Origin of the sequence: Altibacter sp. HG106 (genome assembly GCF_028561755.1) — a bacterium.
Taxonomy (GTDB): domain Bacteria; phylum Bacteroidota; class Bacteroidia; order Flavobacteriales; family Flavobacteriaceae; genus DFVG01.
Window position 1 is genome coordinate 20,848 of record NZ_JAQQTD010000009.1, and the last position, 19,935, is coordinate 40,782.

Annotated in this window: 21 protein-coding genes; 12 read left to right on the forward strand and 9 right to left on the reverse strand. The window is 43.3% G+C overall.

Annotation, left to right across the window (positions count from 1 at the left end):
- Positions 1–91 precede the first annotated feature (91 nt).
- The 5 genes from PO830_RS13750 (at position 92) to aroQ (ending at position 3,210) form a co-directional block, all read left to right on the forward strand.
- Entirely contained in the window at positions 92–646 is a 555-nt protein-coding gene (locus PO830_RS13750; protein ID WP_272854153.1) for a porin family protein, read from the forward strand.
- A gap of 83 nt (positions 647–729) precedes the next feature.
- A complete protein-coding gene (locus tag PO830_RS13755; protein WP_272854154.1) occupies positions 730–1,374 on the forward strand; it encodes a porin family protein in 645 nt (214 codons plus the stop codon).
- A 137-nt stretch (positions 1,375–1,511) separates the two neighbouring features.
- Positions 1,512–2,009: a hypothetical protein gene (locus PO830_RS13760; RefSeq protein ID WP_272854155.1), complete on the forward strand. Its 498-nt coding sequence runs from the start codon at positions 1,512–1,514 to the stop codon at positions 2,007–2,009.
- Positions 2,010–2,189: 180 nt separating this feature from the next.
- Entirely contained in the window at positions 2,190–2,738 is a 549-nt protein-coding gene (locus PO830_RS13765) for a porin family protein (protein WP_272854156.1), read from the forward strand.
- Between the two features lie 43 nt (positions 2,739–2,781).
- Positions 2,782–3,210, forward strand: a complete 429-nt coding sequence (gene aroQ / locus PO830_RS13770; RefSeq protein ID WP_272854157.1) for a type II 3-dehydroquinate dehydratase — start codon at positions 2,782–2,784, stop codon at positions 3,208–3,210.
- Between the two features lie 46 nt (positions 3,211–3,256).
- Here aroQ and lpdA read toward each other — a convergent pair whose 3' ends face one another.
- The 4 genes from lpdA to PO830_RS13790 all read right to left on the reverse strand — a co-directional run bounded on the left by lpdA (position 3,257) and on the right by PO830_RS13790 (position 6,170).
- Complete coding sequence (gene lpdA / locus PO830_RS13775) at positions 3,257–4,633, reverse strand: dihydrolipoyl dehydrogenase (RefSeq protein WP_272854158.1); 1,377 nt, start codon at positions 4,631–4,633, stop codon at positions 3,257–3,259.
- A gap of 125 nt (positions 4,634–4,758) precedes the next feature.
- Entirely contained in the window at positions 4,759–5,163 is a 405-nt protein-coding gene (msrB, locus tag PO830_RS13780) for a peptide-methionine (R)-S-oxide reductase MsrB (RefSeq protein ID WP_272854159.1), read from the reverse strand.
- Positions 5,156–5,641: a peptide-methionine (R)-S-oxide reductase MsrB gene (gene msrB, locus PO830_RS13785; RefSeq protein WP_272854160.1), complete on the reverse strand. Its 486-nt coding sequence runs from the start codon at positions 5,639–5,641 to the stop codon at positions 5,156–5,158. Before msrB (PO830_RS13785) ends, msrB (PO830_RS13780) begins: the two co-directional genes overlap by 8 nt.
- Position 5,642: 1 nt before the next feature.
- Positions 5,643–6,170, reverse strand: coding sequence for a collagen-like protein (locus tag PO830_RS13790; RefSeq protein WP_272854161.1), 528 nt, complete (start codon positions 6,168–6,170; stop codon positions 5,643–5,645).
- Between the two features lie 158 nt (positions 6,171–6,328).
- On the opposite strand from PO830_RS13790, the gene PO830_RS13795 reads away from it, so the two are divergent.
- Together PO830_RS13795 and PO830_RS13800 are read left to right on the forward strand one after the other, a co-directional pair.
- On the forward strand, positions 6,329–7,144 hold the full coding sequence (locus tag PO830_RS13795) for a M48 family metallopeptidase (protein WP_272854162.1): 816 nt from the start codon (positions 6,329–6,331) through the stop codon (positions 7,142–7,144).
- 63 nt (positions 7,145–7,207) lie between these two features.
- Positions 7,208–8,542, forward strand: a complete 1,335-nt coding sequence (locus PO830_RS13800; RefSeq protein ID WP_272854163.1) for an MFS transporter — start codon at positions 7,208–7,210, stop codon at positions 8,540–8,542.
- Positions 8,543–8,572: 30 nt separating this feature from the next.
- On the opposite strand, the gene PO830_RS13805 is transcribed toward PO830_RS13800, so the two are convergent.
- The 4 genes from PO830_RS13805 to PO830_RS13820 are packed head-to-tail and all read right to left on the reverse strand — an operon-like array spanning position 8,573 to position 11,554.
- Positions 8,573–9,313 (reverse strand): head GIN domain-containing protein, encoded by a 741-nt coding sequence (locus PO830_RS13805; RefSeq protein ID WP_272854164.1) that lies wholly within the window; start codon positions 9,311–9,313, stop codon positions 8,573–8,575.
- Positions 9,314–9,340: 27 nt separating this feature from the next.
- Entirely contained in the window at positions 9,341–10,423 is a 1,083-nt protein-coding gene (locus tag PO830_RS13810; RefSeq protein WP_272854165.1) for a hypothetical protein, read from the reverse strand.
- Entirely contained in the window at positions 10,407–10,949 is a 543-nt protein-coding gene (locus tag PO830_RS13815; RefSeq protein WP_272854166.1) for a hypothetical protein, read from the reverse strand. Before PO830_RS13815 ends, PO830_RS13810 begins: the two co-directional genes overlap by 17 nt.
- Positions 10,946–11,554 (reverse strand): RNA polymerase sigma factor, encoded by a 609-nt coding sequence (locus PO830_RS13820; protein ID WP_272854167.1) that lies wholly within the window; start codon positions 11,552–11,554, stop codon positions 10,946–10,948. Before PO830_RS13820 ends, PO830_RS13815 begins: the two co-directional genes overlap by 4 nt.
- Before the next feature lie 155 nt (positions 11,555–11,709).
- Between PO830_RS13820 and lon the strand changes: the two genes are divergently transcribed.
- The 3 genes from lon (at position 11,710) to cmk (ending at position 15,987) form a co-directional block, all read left to right on the forward strand.
- Entirely contained in the window at positions 11,710–14,160 is a 2,451-nt protein-coding gene (gene lon, locus PO830_RS13825) for an endopeptidase La (RefSeq protein ID WP_272854168.1), read from the forward strand.
- Between the two features lie 108 nt (positions 14,161–14,268).
- On the forward strand, positions 14,269–15,291 hold the full coding sequence (gene porQ / locus PO830_RS13830; RefSeq protein WP_442870118.1) for a type IX secretion system protein PorQ: 1,023 nt from the start codon (positions 14,269–14,271) through the stop codon (positions 15,289–15,291).
- Positions 15,292–15,987, forward strand: coding sequence for a (d)CMP kinase (gene cmk / locus PO830_RS13835; RefSeq protein WP_272854169.1), 696 nt, complete (start codon positions 15,292–15,294; stop codon positions 15,985–15,987).
- On the opposite strand, the gene PO830_RS13840 is transcribed toward cmk, so the two are convergent.
- A complete protein-coding gene (locus tag PO830_RS13840) occupies positions 15,984–17,420 on the reverse strand; it encodes an amidohydrolase (RefSeq protein ID WP_272854170.1) in 1,437 nt (478 codons plus the stop codon). The two genes, cmk and PO830_RS13840, sit on opposite strands and share 4 nt — an antisense overlap.
- A 235-nt stretch (positions 17,421–17,655) precedes the next feature.
- Here PO830_RS13840 and rpsA point away from each other — a divergent pair, with 235 nt between their 5' ends.
- Entirely contained in the window at positions 17,656–19,494 is a 1,839-nt protein-coding gene (gene rpsA / locus PO830_RS13845; RefSeq protein WP_272854171.1) for a 30S ribosomal protein S1, read from the forward strand.
- Between the two features lie 111 nt (positions 19,495–19,605).
- Complete coding sequence (locus PO830_RS13850) at positions 19,606–19,935, forward strand: hypothetical protein (protein WP_272854172.1); 330 nt, start codon at positions 19,606–19,608, stop codon at positions 19,933–19,935.

Consider the following 19,935-nt stretch of genomic DNA (forward strand, 5'->3'; position numbering starts at 1 on the left):
AAGCAAAAAAAAGGGAATTCAAAGAATATCCTACAGAAGATTGTCGTTTATCATGTATCTTTAAGTAATATAACGCACAAAAAATTTCATTATGAAACAACTATGTATTGCCATTTGTATGCTATTCGCGCTAACATCGCTACAAGCTCAGGGCTTGGATCTAGGAGTAAAGGCCGGGGTCAATTTTTCGAACGTGACCGATGCCAGCGGTTTTGATAACAAGACCGGATTTGTAGTAGGAGCCTTTGTAGGCGGAAAGTTTAACGACAATGTAGGAATGCAGGCAGATGTTCTCTTCTCGCAACAGGGAGCTGAATTGGACGCCGGTAATTTTGACCTTGATTATGTGAATATTCCAATCGTATTAAAATTGTACATCGCAAAAGGGTTTCACGCGCAGATTGGGCCGCAATTTGGTGTTTTGATCAACGATGACACGCAAACGGGCGCCGGGGAGGTTGTGAACGATATTGCTACCAACAATTTTGATTTTTCAGGAGTGGTAGGCTTAGGATTAGATATTCCACTAGGATTACGCCTGGAAGGACGTTATAATTTCGGAATCAACTCAATTTCAGAAGAATCCTTTTTCGACGACAGTAATAACAGCGTGTTTACCCTTTCTCTGGGATATTCATTTTTATGATTGTTTAAGGAAGTTATAAGGTTTCCTTGGGAAAAAGCTATGTAAACACTTTCTAGTTTTGAGCAAACTTTAAAACAACTCTTATGAAAAAGTATGTGTTATTAGTGGCAACCCTTTTGACCTTAGGTGGAACTACAGCCATTGCTCAAGATGTGAAACTAGGAGCGAAGGCGGGTGTTAATTTTGCTAAAATTTCGGGTGAAGCGGTGGAAGATGCCGATGGACGAACCGGGTTTCATCTTGGTTTTGTAGCAGAAATCCCACTGTCTGAGCGCTTTGCCATTCAGCCTGAATTGGTATACTCGCAACAAGGACTTCAATCAAAGGATACATTTGACGGAACAGAATTCGAAACAAAACTTAAGTTAGATTACTTAAATGTTCCAGTTATGGCCAAATTTTACTTGGTCGACGGACTAAGTATTGAAGCGGGACCTCAGTTTGGATTTAATATTAACGCCAAACAAGAAACTGAAATTAGCGGTGGTGACGGCGACGGAGATTTCGATATTACCGGAGAAGAAGACCTCAAGGACGAGGTGTCTGGATTCGATCTTGGAATTGGCGGTGGCTTGGCCTACCAGTTAGATAATGGACTTTTCTTTCAAGGACGCTATATCTATGGGTTAAGCAACATACCAGAAGATGTGGATGATGCCCAAGGAGAAGACGTAGAAGATGATGCGGTGAACTCAGTACTTTCCCTTTCAGTAGGATTTAAGTTCTAATCAGACTTTTTATACAATAATAAATAACAGGGCCTTCGGGCCCTGTTATTATTTCTGTTTATAAGTACGGCAGATGCCCTAGAAGCAGCTAAATAAATTTTTGTACTTTACTATTCTATTAACCAAACCTTTTAAAGATGAAAAAATTAGTACTAGTTGGCTTATTTGCCGTATTCGCGATGGGGATGACCCAAGCGCAGAATCAATTTAGAGTGGGTGCTCAGGGAGGTGTTCCTTTAGGTGATGCAGACGACTTTACCGTGTTTGCTATCGCTGTTGAACTTGGGTATTTGTTCGAAATTAATGACAATTTTCAAGTTGGGCCTTCTGCTGGTGTTCAGCATTATTTTGGCGACGACCTTGTCTTTGCCGGAGTAACGGTAGAGGCAGATGATGAAACCTTTCTGCCTATTTCTGGTACGGCTCGATTTAGTCCCGTAGAAAACTTTTGGTTCGGTGCGGATATAGGGTATGCTGTTGGTTTAAGCGATGGTAATGACGGAGGTATTTATTATAAACCTCATGCACTATATGATTTTGGACCTCTGGCTGCAACCTTAGGATATTCGGGTATCGCCAATGATGGATTTACGGTGGGTGCTCTGCTTTTCGGAGTTGAATTTGGCTTTGACTAAATAACTACCAATACAACCGATAAAACCGAGACCGATGGTCTCGGTTTTTTTGTGCCCGTCTGAAATGTTAAATTTTTACTGATAAAAAATTCAAGTTCAATAAAATAAGAAATGGACTACAAAAATTATTTTGCTATCGTTATCAAATCGGGTTTATTTGTTGTGATTAACACGAATGTCATGAAAAAACTACTGCTTCTCTTCTTATTCAGTGTATTTTTTAGTTTAGGATCGTTCGCACAAACACAATTCGGTTTTAAAGCAGGTTACAATAATTTCACTTCGTTTATTGAATCTGACGGAATAAAATTTACCGAAAGCTCCCCCGGGGTGTATGCTGGGTTTTTAGCTGATATTACAGTTTCGGAAAATTTTCATTTACAACCTGAAGCCATTTATAGTCATATATTTCCTAATCAAGGAGATGCATATCAGTCTATTTATATTCCCGTACTTGGAAAATATTATATAGCAGAATCTGGTTTTCATTTAATGGCAGGACCGCAAGCACATTGGCGCCTCGAACTCGATACAGAGGTTTTTAATGCCATCGGAATAGATGCTATCTTTGGCGCTGGTTTTGACATCACGAAACATTTTTTTGCAGAGATTCGTTATGGTTTCGAACTTACTAATAGATTCAAAGATGATGTATTAAGCGTTCAAGGAACTTCTCTTGCTAAGCTTCGAGCAAGAACGCTCCAAATAGGTGTGGGATACAAACTGTAAAGAGAAGAAAAGCTCTTCACTATATTTACAGTATCTTTAAAACATGAAACTCATCATCATCAACGGCCCCAACCTCAATCTCCTCGGAAAACGAGAAACCGACATTTACGGAGAACTTTCTTTTGATGATTTCTTTTCAGAACTGCAATTCAAATTTAAAGAAGTGGAATTGGCCCATTTCCAGTCGAATATCGAAGGAGAACTCATTGATAAACTACAAGAAGTTGGCTATTCTTATGACGGGATTATCTTAAACGCCGCTGCTTATACCCATACGTCTATTGGTATTGGGGACGCGGTTAAAGCGATTGAGACGCCCGTGGTAGAAGTTCATATTTCGAACACCTTCCAACGAGAGGACTATCGGCACCAAAGCTATATTGCTCAAGGAGCCAAAGGGGTGATCGTGGGCTTCGGACTCCAAAGTTATGAGTTGGCCATACAAAGTTTTGTAGCACAGAAAAAGACATAAAAAAACCTCGGAGAATTCCGAGGTTTATTGTTTCTATTTATATCGACTATAAGTGAATCACTTCGTCGTAGGCATCGGCAACCGCTTCCATTACCGCCTCACTCATGGTAGGGTGGGGGTGTACCGCTTTCAATACTTCGTGCCCTGTCGTTTCTAGTTTTCTACCTAAAACAGCTTCGGCGATCATATCGGTGACTCCGGCACCAATCATATGGCAACCTAACCATTCTCCGTACTTGGCATCGAAGATCACTTTTACAAAACCGTCTTTTTTTCCGGCCGCACTGGCTTTTCCGCTGGCAGAGAATGGAAATTTCCCAACTTTAATATCGTACCCTGCCTCTTTGGCTTGTTTTTCTGTCATTCCTACGCTGGCGATTTCAGGCGTTGCATACGTACATCCGGGAATGTTTCCGTAATCGATAGGCTCTACATGCATACCTGCAATTTTTTCTACACAGGTAATTCCTTCCGCGGAAGCGACATGCGCTAAGGCCGGACCGGGAACTACGTCACCAATCGCATAATAACCGGGAATATTGGTTTGGTACCAATCATTCACTAAGATTTTTCCTTTATCGGTTACAATTCCTACCTCTTCGAGTCCGATGTTCTCTAAATTAGCACTAATTCCCACGGCGGAAAGGACCACTTCTGCCTCCAGCGTTTCTTCTCCTTTTTTTGTTTTGACCGTCGCTTTTACATTTTTCCCTGACGTATCCAAACGTTCCACCGAAGCATTGGTCATAACGTTGATGCCTGCCTTTTTGAACGAGCGCTCAAACTGTTTGGACACTTCTTCATCTTCTAAGGGAACCACGTTTGGAAGATACTCGACGATGGTTACTTCGGTCCCCATGGTATTGTAAAAATGCGCGAACTCTACTCCAATAGCCCCGCTTCCAACCACGATCATACTTTTGGGTTGCTTTTTTAAGCTCATCGCTTCGCGATACCCAATCACTTTTTCACCGTCTTGTTTTAGATTCGGGAGTTCACGAGAGCGTGCTCCCGTCGCGATAATGATGTGGTCTGCGGAATATTCTTTTCCGTCTACATCCACTTTCTTTCCGGGTTTAATTGTTCCGAAGCCTTCGATCACTTCAATCTTGTTCTTCTTCATTAAGAACTGAACCCCTTTGCTCATCCCGTCTGCAACACCACGGCTACGTTCTACCACTTTTGTAAAATCTTTATCTGCTTCTTTCACAGATAATCCGTAATCGGCTGCATGATTCAAATAATCAAAAACTTCAGCACTTTTAAGCAAAGCCTTGGTAGGAATACATCCCCAATTGAGGCAGACGCCCCCCAGGCTTTCCTTTTCTACAATAGCGGTTTTAAACCCTAACTGAGAAGCTCTAATGGCCGTGACATATCCGCCCGGCCCGCTTCCTACAACAATGATATCGTATTTACTCATGGTGTGATGTTTGTCTTTTCTTTGAGTGCACGAATTTACGAAATGTTCGCTGAATGGCGAAGGGTTCTTTACAACGAAAAAAGTACCTGCAAGGGCAGGTGCTTTTCTGAATGATGTTGATCAGCTTATTCTTTAAAATCCACGGCTAACGAATTCACGCAATAGCGCTGCCCGGTATCCGTAGGTCCGTCGTTAAATACGTGTCCGAGGTGACTGCCGCAGTTGGCACATAAAATTTCGGTACGAATCATTCCATGGGAGGTATCCCGAACATACTCAATGGCACCTTCCTTGGCTTCATCAAAAGAAGGCCAACCACAGCTACTGTCAAATTTCTGACTGCTTTCGAAGAGTGGGGTGTGACAGGCGCCACAAACGTAGGTTCCCTGTTCAAAGAACATATTGTATTTTCCGGAAAACGCACGTTCTGTCCCTTTTTCACGAAGGATACGATAGCGTTCAGGACCTAATTGTTCCTGCCATTCAGCTTCCGTTTTTTGAACCGGATAGTTAACTGTTGGTTTACTCATTACTCTTCGGAATAAAGTCTAAAGCTGCTCCATTAATACAGTGCCGCTTACCTGTCGTTTCAGAAGGCCCATCATTAAATACGTGCCCCAGGTGACCACCACAGTTGGCACAGTGTTCTTCGGTACGGGCATATCCAATTTTATAATCGGTAGAGAAGGCTACATTCCCTTCTATTTCCCGATCAAAACTAGGCCAACCGGTGCCACTATCAAATTTGTGCTCACTTTCAAAAACGGGTGTCTGGCAGGCTGCGCACACATAGGTGCCGGGCTTGTAATTTTTATTGAGCTCACTGCTGAAAGGAGGTTCGGTACCTTCCTTCCGAAGCACTTGAAATTCTAAATCGGTTAATTCTGCTTTCCATGCTGCTTCCGATTTGGAAACAGGGAAGGAGGTAGCTTTCTCTTGTTCCTGCGCTTTCGAATTACACGAAACAAGTATTGAGAAGGTCGCTATCCATAAAACTGTTTTGTACATACTAATTATCAAGATTTTCTAGGTCTACAAATTCTACATCAGGATTGCTCATAAGCTCTTCCATGGTAAGATCTGCTGATCCAAATTCGGAAGGCACCACAGCAATTCTGAAGATTTGGTCGTCTGTAAAGCCAGAACCTAACGTGTCTAGATCTATATCGCCTTGTAAAAATAACAATACATCTAGAAATGTATGGTTAAAAGTATACTGGAATGATCCGCCTCCGTCCAGGTAAATCGTTTGTGGTAATTGTGACCACACATCCAAAGTTCCGCCGGAACCATCACCTACAACCTCTTCGAGCCAATACACCAATATAACATCGCTTTCAAATACTTCAATGTCGCTAGGAATGGTTATCAGCTGTTGAAATCCATTGCCGTTGTTGAAGGTTACATTGGCTTCAAAAACCTGTCCCAAAATATTAATACCCGGTTCCCCTGGAGGTCCCGGAGGTCCTGGGTCGCCTTCACAGGAGGTGAATAAACCAATGGAAAATAAGGCAAAAAGTGTGAGTATATGTTTCATAATAGAGTTCTTTGGGATTGTTAGATCAAAAGTCATTCCATAAATATACTGCTTTCTACATCCAACTCTACGTAAATAACTTTTCTTTAAGAAGACTTCCTTAGAAACTCCGTATTTTAGTAAGGTTATTTAAAGTACCAACTATTAAAAGACACCCTATGAATTATAAAACAACACTCTCCCTTGCAGCCCTGTTCCTGTTTATGGTTTCTTGCGCCACCAATCCTTTTACTGGGCAGTCAACCTTAGCCATTGTACCCAATTCTCAAATATTTCCCGCTTCTTTTCAGCAGTACAATCAATTTCTTTCGGAAAATAAGGTTGTACGCGGAACAGCAGACGCACAGATGATCCAAAATGTGGGTCAAAAAATCGCCACGGCTGCAGAGCGCTATTTGACGGCTAATGGAAATGCAGGATATTTGACGAACTATCGTTGGGAGTACAACCTCATTGAAGATCCATCCGTAAATGCCTGGTGTATGCCGGGTGGTAAAATTGTATTCTACACCGGAATTATGCCCATCACACAGAATGAAGCCGGCGTGGCAGCCGTTATGGGACACGAAGTGGCGCATGCTCTGGCAAATCATGGGCAGCAGCGTATGAGCGCGGCACAGCTTCAGGCACTAGGTGCCGTGGGCGTTGGCGTGGCGACCTCGAATTCTGAAAACGCTGAAATTATCAATCAAGCCTATGGATTGGGAACCACCCTCGGAGTAACCCTGCCCTTTAGCAGAAAGCACGAGAGTGAGGCCGATAAAATCGGACTTACCTTAATGGCTATTGCCGGCTATGATCCTCTCGTGGCAGCCGATCTATGGCGCCGAATGAAGGCGAGTGGAGGACAAACACCACCGGAGTTCTTAAGCACACACCCATCAAGCGATACGCGAATCAATAATATTATGCAGTGGGCGCCGCAAGCTCGTGCCGAAGGGCGTAAATTTGGTGTCTCACAATTCAAATCATAATCTACAGCTAACATATTTATTACTACTTTAGGGCGATCTATTAGATCGTCCTAATTATTTTCTATGAACACAACTTTACCAAAAGGCAGTAAAAAATTGCTCAATGCCTGGGCTTTTTATGATTGGGCAAATTCTGTCTATAGTTTGGTCATTGCGTCTGCTGTCTTCCCTATTTTTTACGGAGCCCTCACATTAACCAAGGATGCTAACGGGACCATTCTTGACGATACCGTCACCTTTCTCGGAATAGATTTCAACAATGATACGCTTATCAGCTATGTGACCGCTGCCGCCTTCTTAATGGTCTCCATATTGAGTCCGTTGCTCAGCGGGATCGCCGACTATGTAGGCAACAAGAAGGTCTTTATGAAGTTCTTCTGTTATTTAGGAGCGATTTCCTGTATTGGTCTCTTTTGGTTTTCGTTGGAGCATTTGTGGTTCGGACTCCTATGCTACTTTCTGGCACTTATTGGCTTTTGGGCGAGTCTGGTGTTCTATAATTCCTATTTGCCGGATATCGCTTTTCCCGAACAACAAGATCGAATTAGCGCCAAAGGATACTCTTTAGGATATATTGGCAGTGTGCTCTTGTTGCTGATTTGTCTTGCCATGATCTTAATGCACGATACCTTCGGCTTTGAAGATGAAGGCCTTCCTACACGTCTATCGTTTGTGCTTACCGGTATTTGGTGGATCGGGTTTAGTCAGTATACCTACTATTACCTTCCGAAGGGAAACAAAAAACAAAAGTTTACGAAAGACTTGCTATTTAATGGATTTAAAGAATTGCGAAGCATTTGGCGCAAAATGAAGGACAATCGCGCGCTCAAACGATATCTCGTGGCGTTTTTTGTGTATAGCATGGCGGTGCAAACCATCATGTTAGTAGCTACTTATTTTGGAATTGAGGAATTGGATTGGGGAAGCACCGATGCGACCGTCGGACTTATAGTGAGTATTTTACTCATTCAACTGGTGGCGGTTTTGGGAGCATTTCTCACCTCACGCTCTTCGGCACGATTTGGGAACATTCCCACCTTAATGGCACTCAACATTATTTGGATCGCCATTTGTGTGTATGCCTACACCATCACCACGCCTTATCAATTTTACGCGACTGCGGCGGTAGTGGGGCTCGTAATGGGCGGTATACAATCGCTTTCGCGCTCTACCTATTCGAAGTTTATTCCGGAAGGAGCCTTGGACACGGCTTCCTATTTTAGTTTTTATGACGTGGCGGAAAAAATTGGGATTGTCATCGGTATGTTTAGCTACGGATATGTAGCGCAAGTAACCGGAAGCATACGCTATGCGGTGTTATTCTTTATTGTATTTTTTATCATAGGGTTGTTATTGCTATTTCGCGTTCCGCGGAAGCATAAAAAAACCGCCTCATAAGAAGCGGTTGTTGTCAAACGATCGATATGGCTATTCGTTTTGCATCGTGATGTCTCCAGATCCGGAAACCTTGGTGTCTTTCTGAGCAGGGTTCCCCTTATAATAAACGTCGCCTGAGCCATTCACACGTGCATAGATGTTGTTCTTGGCGTAAACTTCTACGTCTCCCGACCCTGACACTTTCGCTTTCACGTTATCGGCCATGAGCCTATACCCGTGAAAATCTCCCGATCCGTTCACTTTTACCTCTAAATCGACTGTTTTCCCGGTGAGTTCAATGTCACCCGAACCCGTGATGTCGGCGTCTAGTTTTCCGGTATTAATGTCCAGAATCACGTCGCCCGATCCAACGATCTTCAATGCTAACTCCTCTACTGAAATAGGATCTTGGGTATCGATATCTCCTGAGCCTACCAGAGATATTTCTGAAATATCATTAAACGGAACCGTCACGTGTACGCCATGCCGACTAGAGACGTTAACGCCTTTTTCTATTTTGACGATTAGGGTGTTTCCTTTCACCTCAATGTCTACATACTCTTGAATGTTTTCGTCAGTTTCCACTGAAATAGATCCTTCAGATCCTTTTCGCAGGTGAATATCAATAGACCCAACGCCTTTGATCTCATCATAATTTCCAGTGGATACCGTACGTGTGGTAATGTTACCATTTCCTTTGACACGATCTCCCCAGCCCCATTGGGCATTTGCGGGTGCGCCTAGCAACAGCACACCGAGGAATACTACTAGTTGTTTTGTTAGTGCTTTCATTTAATATGGTGTTTTATAGTTATGTTTTTATTCAAAATGGACATTCCCGTAGTCTGAGTTCACTGAAATGGTATTGCCGCTGTTTTTGCTTCCGTGGTATCCTTCAACTTTACGCCCATGATTTTCCTTCACCGACTTGGTCACGGTAACCTTTTCCTCGCCTTTAAAGTTCGCATAGGAAAGGTCGAGTTTGAAATTGAAGTTATAACCAGAATCAAAGCCCAATTTAATTGTCGCATAATCGGCGTCAATCGTGATATCACCACCCTCTGCGGTTATTTGATCAATATGCACCGAACCGTAATCGGTATTTACATTCAGGTTTCCTTTAAGGGTTTGTAAGCGCAGCGGTATATAATCTCCGCGTCCTACAAGTTCACCGGCCTGGCCCACGTTAATTTTTCCGTAGTCATTGTTGTAATTCAGCGAAACTACTTCTTCGATGGTGCTATCGCTGTAATCGGCGCTCAATTCAAGTCGATCTACTTGTTCTAAGATAAACTCAGAATAATCGGCATTGATCTTTCCACTTTTCATGTAGGTGATCGTGGAGTTCTTGGTGTAATCAAAATTCAGATAATTGTTATCGGCCATGAGTTCACCAATATTCAATTGACCGTAATCACAGTTGATTCGTGCGTTTCCTTCCAATCTATCGAGGGTAATGGCGCCGTAATCATTCGAAAGATTCACCGAATTCCCCACAGGGAGTTTTATGGTGTAGTCAATTTGCATGTTCACATTATTTTTGTTGCCGCCCCACCAGCTCCAGGAAGAGTTTTTGCGTCCTTCAAACACGGTTTTAGCGGTTACTAGGGTGCCGTTTCCAGAAAACTCAACATCAATATCATCTAGCTTTTTCTGGACTTTCTCTTCATTGTCGCCATTCGTCTGGATCCGTACCTCGATCACGGTGCGATTCTGGTTCCAGGTAACAATATCAATGTTTCCGTAGCTATTGGTTACTTCAAGACCGGCATTGGCATTTACCGTATACTCTTTATTCAGCGTTTTTTCTTTGGTGTACTTCCCTTTGAATTTGTCGTTATGGGCTCCTGCCATCAGCGGCAGCAGTATGAGGGTAATCAGAATTTTATAAAATGAGTTCATTTTGTGTGGCTTTAAGATTATTAATTTCTTCAACTTTGGATAAAACGTGTTCTAATAAGGAAATTCGGTTTTGAAGATTGCTCACCATGGCTGCGATCACGCGTTTATCGCTTCCGCTAACGACCAAGTCTTCTTTGAGTGATTGATACTCGGTTTCCAAGATGGTTAGTTGTTGCAAGGCGTCTTCCACCAATTGTTTGGTATCCTGACTTTCCAACGATTTCAGTTTTGAGAGCTCGTCATTAATGGCGGTTGTGAAAAAAGATTGGGTTTGTGCCATTTCCGGAGAAATACTCGCCAGATCACTTTCAGCGCTTTGTCCTTTCCAGCTAAACATGCCTAAGCTAAGCACCAAAATAACTGAAGCAGCCACCGTAAGCGGTTTCCACCAGGCAGTGCGTTGTCGTGTTACAGGTGTTTCCTGTAACCGGCCCATAAAGCGCGCCTGATGCCCCTGTGGTGTCTCATGCACGTCGAGATGGGCTCGGTGTTCTTCGAAAAGCGAAGCAATGTAATCTTCTTTCATGATGCTACTTTTAACTTTTTGCGTAAACTATCTTTTGCTCTCGAAATAAGCGTACGGCAATTGGCATAGCTTATTTCTAAAATGTCACAAAGTTCTTCGTAATCGTACCCTTCAATAAAGTGAAGGGTTAAGATGGTTCGATAACGGTCATGTAAGGATTCTAGCGCACTTATTAGGTGTTGTGAATGTATGTTTTTTGAAGTGGCTTCGGAAGGAGTCACCTCCACATCGGCTGTTTCAGAAAGGTGGTCGTCTTCCATTGAAAGGAATTTCGACTCCCTCTTATACATCACCAAGCTATTGTTGATCACGATGCGTTTCAACCAAGAACCGAAGGTGGCAGTACCTCTAAAACTGTCTAACTTCTGAAAAGCGGCAATAAAAGATTCCTGCATCACATCTTCCGCTAGGGCCGAATCTTTTACGATTCGTTTTGAAACATTAAACATCGCGCGTTGATAGCGATTATACACTTCCAACTGCGCAAGTTGGTTTCCTTCTTGACAAAGAACTAATAACGGTTGTATGTCGTAATTGGTTAGTGACAAAAACAATTGTTTGCTATAAAGATACGGGCGAAACCCAATTGTTACACTTGTTGCCATATTTTTTTCTGAAGTGGCATAACTATTGACCTCTTATAAAAGAGAAGACGGGAATCGCTTCGTTTTTAGCGAGTTTCCTGAAATTTTATAAAAACTTTAAAGGAGATCGACGTTATGAACCGTACCTTGGGTGTCATAATGTCGCAACTATAGCTATGGCGCAATCAAAATTGAAAACCTTCGACAGTCTGTCATTACAAGATATTAATGAAGATGCAGAACTCATCCCACTAATGACTCCCGAGGATGAGGATGCAATGCATCGGGAAGAATTACCCGAATCCCTTCCTATCTTACCCCTTCGAAATACGGTATTATTTCCGGGAGTGGTAATTCCTATTACGGCCGGACGTGATAAATCGATTAAACTCATTAACGAATCCAACAAGGGCACCAAAACCATTGGGGTGGTGGCTCAAAAGGAAGAAGTAGAGGAGAATCCACGTCTAAAAGACATTCATACCGTAGGAACCGTAGCCCGCATATTACGCGTGCTTAAAATGCCTGATGGCAACACCACGGTGATCATTCAGGGGAAAAAACGCTTCGAGATCTCAGACCTGTTGGAAACCGATCCGTATTTGAAAGCCTCTATTCGGAAGGTGGATGAAGCACGCCCGGCACAAGACAATGAAGAGTTCAATGCGATTATTGATTCGATCAAAGAGATCGCCTTAGAAATTATCAAGGATAGCCCGAATATTCCTACCGAGGCTTCCTTTGCGATCAAGAATATTGAAAGCAATTCGTTCTTAATCAATTTTGTGTCTTCCAACCTGAATATTAGTGTCGAAGAAAAACAAAGCTTGCTAGAGATCAACGACCTGAAAGAGCGTGCGTTGGCAACGTTAAAACATATGAACGTGGAGCTGCAAAAGCTTTCCCTTCGGAATGATATCCAGTCAAAAGTTGAAAGTGATATCAATAAGCAACAACGCGAGTATTTCCTGCAGCAGCAAATGAAAACCATTCAGGAAGAATTAGGCGGTAATTCCTACGAGGCCGAAATTCAAGAAATGCGGGAGCGTGCCAAGAAGAAAAACTGGAATGAAAAAGTGGCCAAACACTTCGAAAAGGAAATCTCCAAATTACAGCGGATGAATCCGCAGGTGGCAGAATTCAGTATTCAGCGTAACTATTTAGACCTTATTCTGGATCTGCCGTGGAACGACTTCAGCGAAGATCAATTCGATTTAAAGCGGGCCAAGAAAATTCTAGATCGCGATCATTACGGGCTCGACGATGTGAAGGAGCGTATTATCGAATACTTGGCGGTCTTAAAACTTCGGAATGATATGAAGTCGCCAATTCTCTGTCTGTACGGACCTCCTGGAGTAGGGAAGACCTCCTTAGGGAAATCGGTCGCGGAAGCTTTGGGGAGAGAGTATGTGCGCATGTCCCTGGGAGGACTGCGCGATGAAGCGGAGATTCGCGGACACCGAAAGACCTATATCGGTGCCATGCCCGGACGTATTATTCAGAACTTAAAGAAGGCCGGTACCAGCAATCCTGTGTTTGTTTTGGATGAAATCGACAAACTATCTTCCAGTCACCAGGGCGACCCTTCTTCCGCCATGCTGGAAGTGTTAGACCCAGAACAGAATAGTGAGTTTCACGATAATTTCTTGGAGCTTGGCTACGACCTGTCGAAAGTGATGTTCATTGCGACTTCCAATAGCTTGAGTACCATCCAGCCTGCCTTGCGAGACCGTATGGAGATCATTAAGGTGTCTGGCTATACGATCGAGGAGAAAGTGGAGATCGCAAAGCGACACTTACTTCCGAAGCAATTAGAAGAACACGGTCTTACTAAAAAAGACCTTAAAATTGGAAAACCACAATTAGAAAAGATCGTAGAAGGTTATACGAGGGAAAGCGGGGTACGCGGACTCGAAAAGCAGATCGCTAAAATGGTGCGCTATGCCGCTATGAAGATTGCCATGGAGGAGTCGTATGACGTAAAAGTTACCAACGACATCGTGATTGATGTTTTGGGAGCTCCAAAAATGGAGCGCAATAAATATGAGAATAACGATGTGGCTGGTGTAGTAACCGGATTGGCATGGACGAGAGTGGGCGGAGATATTTTGTTTATCGAATCCACATTATCCAAAGGAAAAGGGCAATTATCGCTCACCGGGAACTTAGGAAAAGTGATGAAAGAATCGGCGACCATCGCGTTGGAATATATTAAGTCGAATGCCAGTTTGTTGTCTATTGATCCCGATATTTTTGAAAAATACAACGTGCACATCCACATTCCCGAAGGAGCCACACCAAAAGATGGTCCTAGCGCAGGAATTACCATGCTTACTTCTTTGGTTTCCTTATTTACCCAGCGCAAAGTGAAGAAAAGCATCGCTATGACTGGGGAAATAACCCTGCGAGGTAAGGTGTTACCGGTAGGCGGAATCAAAGAAAAGATACTGGCTGCGAAAAGAGCGCGGATCAAAGAGATCTTACTTTGCGAAGACAATCGGCGAGATATTGAAGAAATTAAAGAAGAATACCTGAAAGGGCTCACATTTCATTATGTGAAGGACATGAAAGACGTGTTAGACCTGGCGCTTACCAAACAAAAGGTCAAGAACCCGAAAATGCTTTAGAAAAACGAACGTTTGAATCATGAGCGGGAAATCCCGCTCATGATTTCTTTTGTCTTCAAAAATAAATTATACTTGCAGTCGTTTTAAAGGCAGGAAAAAGAAAACACCTTGAGCCACCTGTACAAATTTTCCCTTATCGTATTTCTTCTTTCAACAACTTGTTGGTCGCAAGTGGGTGGACGCGCAACCTATCAGTTTCTGAATTTGGTCAATTCACCCAGGCAGGCAGCTCTAGGGGGGAAGACAGTTACCAATTACGATTACGACCCTACACAGGGATTGTTCAACCCGGCTTCCATCAATCCCGAAATGGACAATCAATTATCCCTTAATTATGTCAATTATCTAGGAGATGTTAATTATGGAACGGCAGCCTATGCCTATTTATGGGATCGCAGAACTCAGGTACTTCACGTGGGCGCTACCTATGTGAACTATGGAACGTTTGACGGGTATGATGAACTGGGAAACGCTACCAGCAGTTTTAGTGGAGGAGAAGTAGCCTTGTCGGTAGGACATGCTCGAAATGTAGCCTTCACAAATTTTCATATTGGAGGAAATCTGAAGCTCATTTCTTCAAAACTGGAGCAGTACACCTCGTTTGGTGCTGCCTTAGATATTGGGGTAATGTACGTGTATGAAGATTGGGACTTACAAATAACCGGGGTGGCCAGGAATTTAGGGACACAGATTACGCCTTACGAAAACACCTATGAAAAACTTCCGTTTGAAGTGATCTTAGGAATCTCCCAAACACTCGAAAATGTTCCGGTGCGCTGGCACTTTACGCTAGAAAACATGCAGCGGTGGAAGGTGGCATTTGCCAACCCCAATCGCGATGAAACCGATTTAGAAGGTAACACCACCGAAGAAAATATCAATTTCTTTGACCATGCGTTGCGCCATATGATCTTTGGGATTGAACTCTTCCCGGAAAGCGGATTTAATTTACGCTTGGGGTATAATGTGCGTAGGGGAGAAGAATTACGTATCTTGGAGCAACGAGCTTTTGCCGGACTCAGTGGTGGGTTTTCTATCAAGTTGAACAAGGTGCGTCTCAGCTATTCCTATTCCCAATACAGTTTGGCCGGAAGTTCCAGTTTTTTCGGACTCAATCTAAACCTTCAGTAAATGCCAAACATTACCATCGCCATTGATGGCTATTCTTCCACAGGAAAAAGTACCGTTGCCAAGCAACTGGCCGATTGGCTAAATTATCTCTATATAGATACCGGCGCCATGTACCGGGCCATCACCTTATACGCCATGGAGCAAGAGTTTATTGATGAAGAAAATTTCGATAGGGAAGCGTTAATTGTTTCGCTCCCAAAAATATCCTTGGCATTTAAAAAAAATGAGGCTCACGGTACGCATGAGATCTATTTGAATGGACGCAATGTGAGTAGCGAAATTCGAACCTTACAGGTGTCTGAATTTGTGAGTCCGATTGCCACCGTTTCCGAAGTACGTCGGAAACTGGTAGAACAACAGCAACAAATGGCCCGAGGAGGTAGGGTCGTAATGGACGGACGTGATATTGGGACAGTCGTTCTCCCTCAAGCAGAATTAAAGATATTTATGACCGCCAGTGCCAAAGAACGCGCAAAGCGTCGGTATAAAGAATTACGGGAGCGGGGCGATGACGTGACTTTTGAAGAAGTATTGGAAAATGTCAATGAACGAGATCGAATTGATACGACACGGAAGGATTCCCCATTAAAAAAGGCCTCCGATGCCATTGCTATCGATAATAGCGAAATGAACCTCGAAGACCAGTTTCATACTATTTTGCAATTGGCACAAGACCGCATTGCAGGCAGGGTCTAGTTGTTAGAACCAATTGGCGGTGGACCCTCCGGTATCATGGCCTTGTACTTGTAATCGCCTTTGCGCTCTTTATATTCAGCTTTAACCTCTTCAACCATTTTGGGGTTTTCAAATAGATCTACCATGGTCATGGCCATGGCTTTGGAAGCGTATAACATTCCCTTATGACCAATTGACATGCCGCCGCAGGCTACCACGGCCCAAGAATGCCAGGGCGTATCTTTTGGCGCGGTGGTCACTCCTAGATTGATATTCGCCACATTCCAGCTTACGTCTCCCACATCGGTAGAACCCCCACCCGGATGTTCTTTGGTTTCTTCCAGAGGTGTGATCGCACTGTCCATACCTACTTGAGGTTTTCCAGTGACCTCTTGAATCTTTTTTCCGAAAGCGGTTTCTTCCGCGGAATATTCTATCGGTCCTAATAATTCAAGATTCTTTTGCATGATCGCTCCCCCTTTCCGATTGACCAACACTTCATGGAGTCCGGATACCAAGGAAACTTTATAATCTACGTTCGCCATAATAGCCGCACCTTCGGCCATTTTCTTCACCTGCTCATAGACAGGCATCATGCCCTCACGGTCCGAATTGCGCACCCGAACCCAGAGTCGGGAGTAATCCGGCACCACATTCACAACTTGTCCGCCGTCTTGTATGTGATAATGAATTCTTACCGTTGGGCGGATGTGTTCACGGTAGTAATTAATTCCGGTCGTATACAATTCTAAGGCATCACTGGCGCTTCTCCCATTCCACGGGTCGGATGCTGCATGCGCCGCCTGACCTTCAAATTCAACAATAAAATCTACCAACGCCAAGGAACTTTGCACATCCGCTTTGGTAGCTGCGGAAGGGTGCCAGCTGATATTAACATCAACATCATCCCAGGCACCAGCTTCTGCCATCCATAGTTTTCCGAAGAACTTTTCTTCGGCAGGCGTACCTAAGAATTTAACGGTTCCTTCGATCTTTCCAGCTTCCATAAGTTCTTTGATGGCGATAGCAGCGCCCAGACTTCCGGTTCCGAAGAGATTATGACCACAGCCATGCCCGGCGGCACCTTCCTCTAACGGATCTTTTGTGGGTTGCGCTTTTTGAGAGATCCCAGGAAGAGCATCAAATTCTCCAAGAATACTTATCACTGGATCTCCGCTCCCATAGGTTGCGATAAAGGCGGTAGGAATATCGGCGTAGCCACGTTCTACGGTAAAACCGTTCGCTTCGGCGTAATTGGCTAGCAATTCGGAAGATTCAGTCTCCTGAAATGCAATCTCGGCATTGGCCCAGATCGCATCGCTTATTTCTTTCAATTTGGCTTCGTGTTTATTGACGGAAGCGATGACCGCCTTTTTGTTGGCAGACACTTTTTTTTGAGCCAGGCAAGACATTCCGAAGCTCACGAGGAGAAAAAGTACTAGATAGTGTTTCATAAGGTTGGTATTTAAAGACTAAAGATAGTGATTTCAGTAATAATAATTTAAATGGAAAGCTTTTGAAAATCAAAAGAAAACCGCTACTTTTGCAGCCCTTTTTGCGCATAATCAGAAAGTAAAGGGAAACAACATTTTTTATATAATCCTTCTGTGGGATCGCGCGTAACTTTTTGAAATAACACAGAATACAAATCATTATTCTTAGCAATATTGCTAAGAATAACTATAGCAAATGGCTGATAAAGCAAACAAAGAAGCGGTTGCCGCTGAAGAAACAAAAGTTGAAACTCCAAAAGAGGAAGTATCTCCACAACAGCGTAACCCTGAAAAATTTCTAAAAGAATTTGATTGGCACAACTACGAAGAAGGAATAGATCCTATCGCAGATGCCAAACTTGACGAATTTGAAAAACTCGTTTCTGAAAATTTCGTTGACACCTTAGATGACGAAGTAGTAGAAGGAGAAGTGATTCACATTACCGATCGTGATGCTATCATCGATATCAACGCGAAAAGTGAAGGTGTAATTTCCCTGAACGAGTTCCGTTACAATCCAGATCTTAAAGTGGGTGATAAGGTGGAAGTATTGATCGATGTTCGCGAGGACAGCACAGGTCAATTAATCCTGTCTCACCGTAAGGCGCGTACTATCATGGCGTGGGATCGTGTGAACGAAGCCTATGACGATGGAAAAATCGTGAACGGATACGTTAAGTGTCGTACCAAAGGAGGTATGATCGTTGACGTATTTGGAATCGAGGCGTTCCTGCCAGGATCACAGATTGACGTGAAGCCTATTCGTGATTACGATATGTATGTAGGAAAAACAATGGAATTCAAAGTGGTGAAGATCAACCACGAATTCAAAAACGTTGTGGTTTCTCACAAAGCGCTTATTGAAGCAGATATCGAAGAACAGAAAAAAGAGATCATCGGACAACTCGAAAAAGGTCAGGTACTCGAAGGTGTGGTGAAAAACATCACTTCTTATGGAGTATTCGTAGACCTTGGAGGTGTAGATGGATTGGTACACATTACCGACCTAAGCTGGTCGCGTATCAACCACCCGAACGAGATCGTAGAGCTCGACCAGAAATTGAACGTGGTTATTTTGGATTTCGACGAAGACAAAACACGTATCCAACTTGGATTGAAGCAATTGAAAGCGCACCCATGGGATGCTCTTGGAGATGAAATGAAAGTGGGTGACCGAGTGAAAGGTAAAGTAGTGGTTATTGCCGATTACGGTGCCTTTATCGAAGTTGCTGAAGGGGTAGAAGGATTGATCCACGTTAGTGAAATGTCATGGTCTACGCACTTACGTAGCGCTCAGGATTTCGTAAACGTTGGAGATGAAGTAGAAGCAGAGATCCTTACGCTAGATAGAGAAGAGCGCAAAATGAGCCTTGGTATCAAGCAATTGACGCCAGACCCATGGACCGATATCACCAAAAAATACCCAGTGGGAAGTAAGCACAGTGGTATTGTACGTAACTTCACCAACTTTGGTGTGTTCGTAGAATTGGAAGAAGGAATCGACGGACTGATCTATATCAGCGACTTGAGCTGGACCAAGAAAGTGAAACATCCAAGTGAGTTCACTAACATTGGTGACACGCTTGAAGTAATCGTGCTTGAATTAGACGTAGAAGGACGCAAGTTGAGTCTGGGTCACAAGCAAACGACTGAGAATCCTTGGGACAAATACTCTGATGAGTTCGCGGTAGGCAGCAAGCACACTGCAGAAATCGAAGAGATTGTAGACAAAGGAGCGACCGTGAAATTTAATGATGATATCACCGCATTCGTTCCAAAACGTCACATGGAGAAGGAAGATGGTTCTAGCCTTAAAAAAGGAGAAGAAGCCGAATTCCAGATCATCGAGTTCAATAAAGATTTCAAGAAAGTGGTAGCGTCGCACATGACGATCCACCGTGAAGAAGAAGCGAAGATTGTGAAGCAAGCCGCTAAAAAGGCTGCACAACAAGCCGAAGAAGCAAAACCAACACTGGGTGATGCCAATTCAAAGCTTCAGGAAATCAAAGATCAAATGGAAGGGAAGAAGAAATAATCCTTTTCTTTAGATATTCATAATTGAAGCCGTTTCATATTTTTGAAACGGCTTTCTTTTTTTCTGTCTGGTGATTTAGTATTTTGCAACAGATCCTTACAATAACTATCATTGAAACGCACCGCTATTTTCTACGGCATTATTTTCATTCTGGCTTTTTCGCTTCAGAACTGTAAATCCAAATCAGACATGGAAGCTCCCACTACTGCCACCGTTTTGGTTCAATGCGTTGGCGCTGGAAATGAGAAACTACTGGAGGAAAATTTTAAGGCGTTCGATCTGAAGTTTGAAAGAATTGTAAGCCGGCCAGCCCTGATCTACCTATTCTCCTTCAATCAAAAAAAAATTACAACTTCCAACCTCATAGAACAATTAAAGGCTTCAGACTTAGTAAAGGAAGCTCAGGAAAATAAAGAGATACAACCCAGAAACAACCATTAA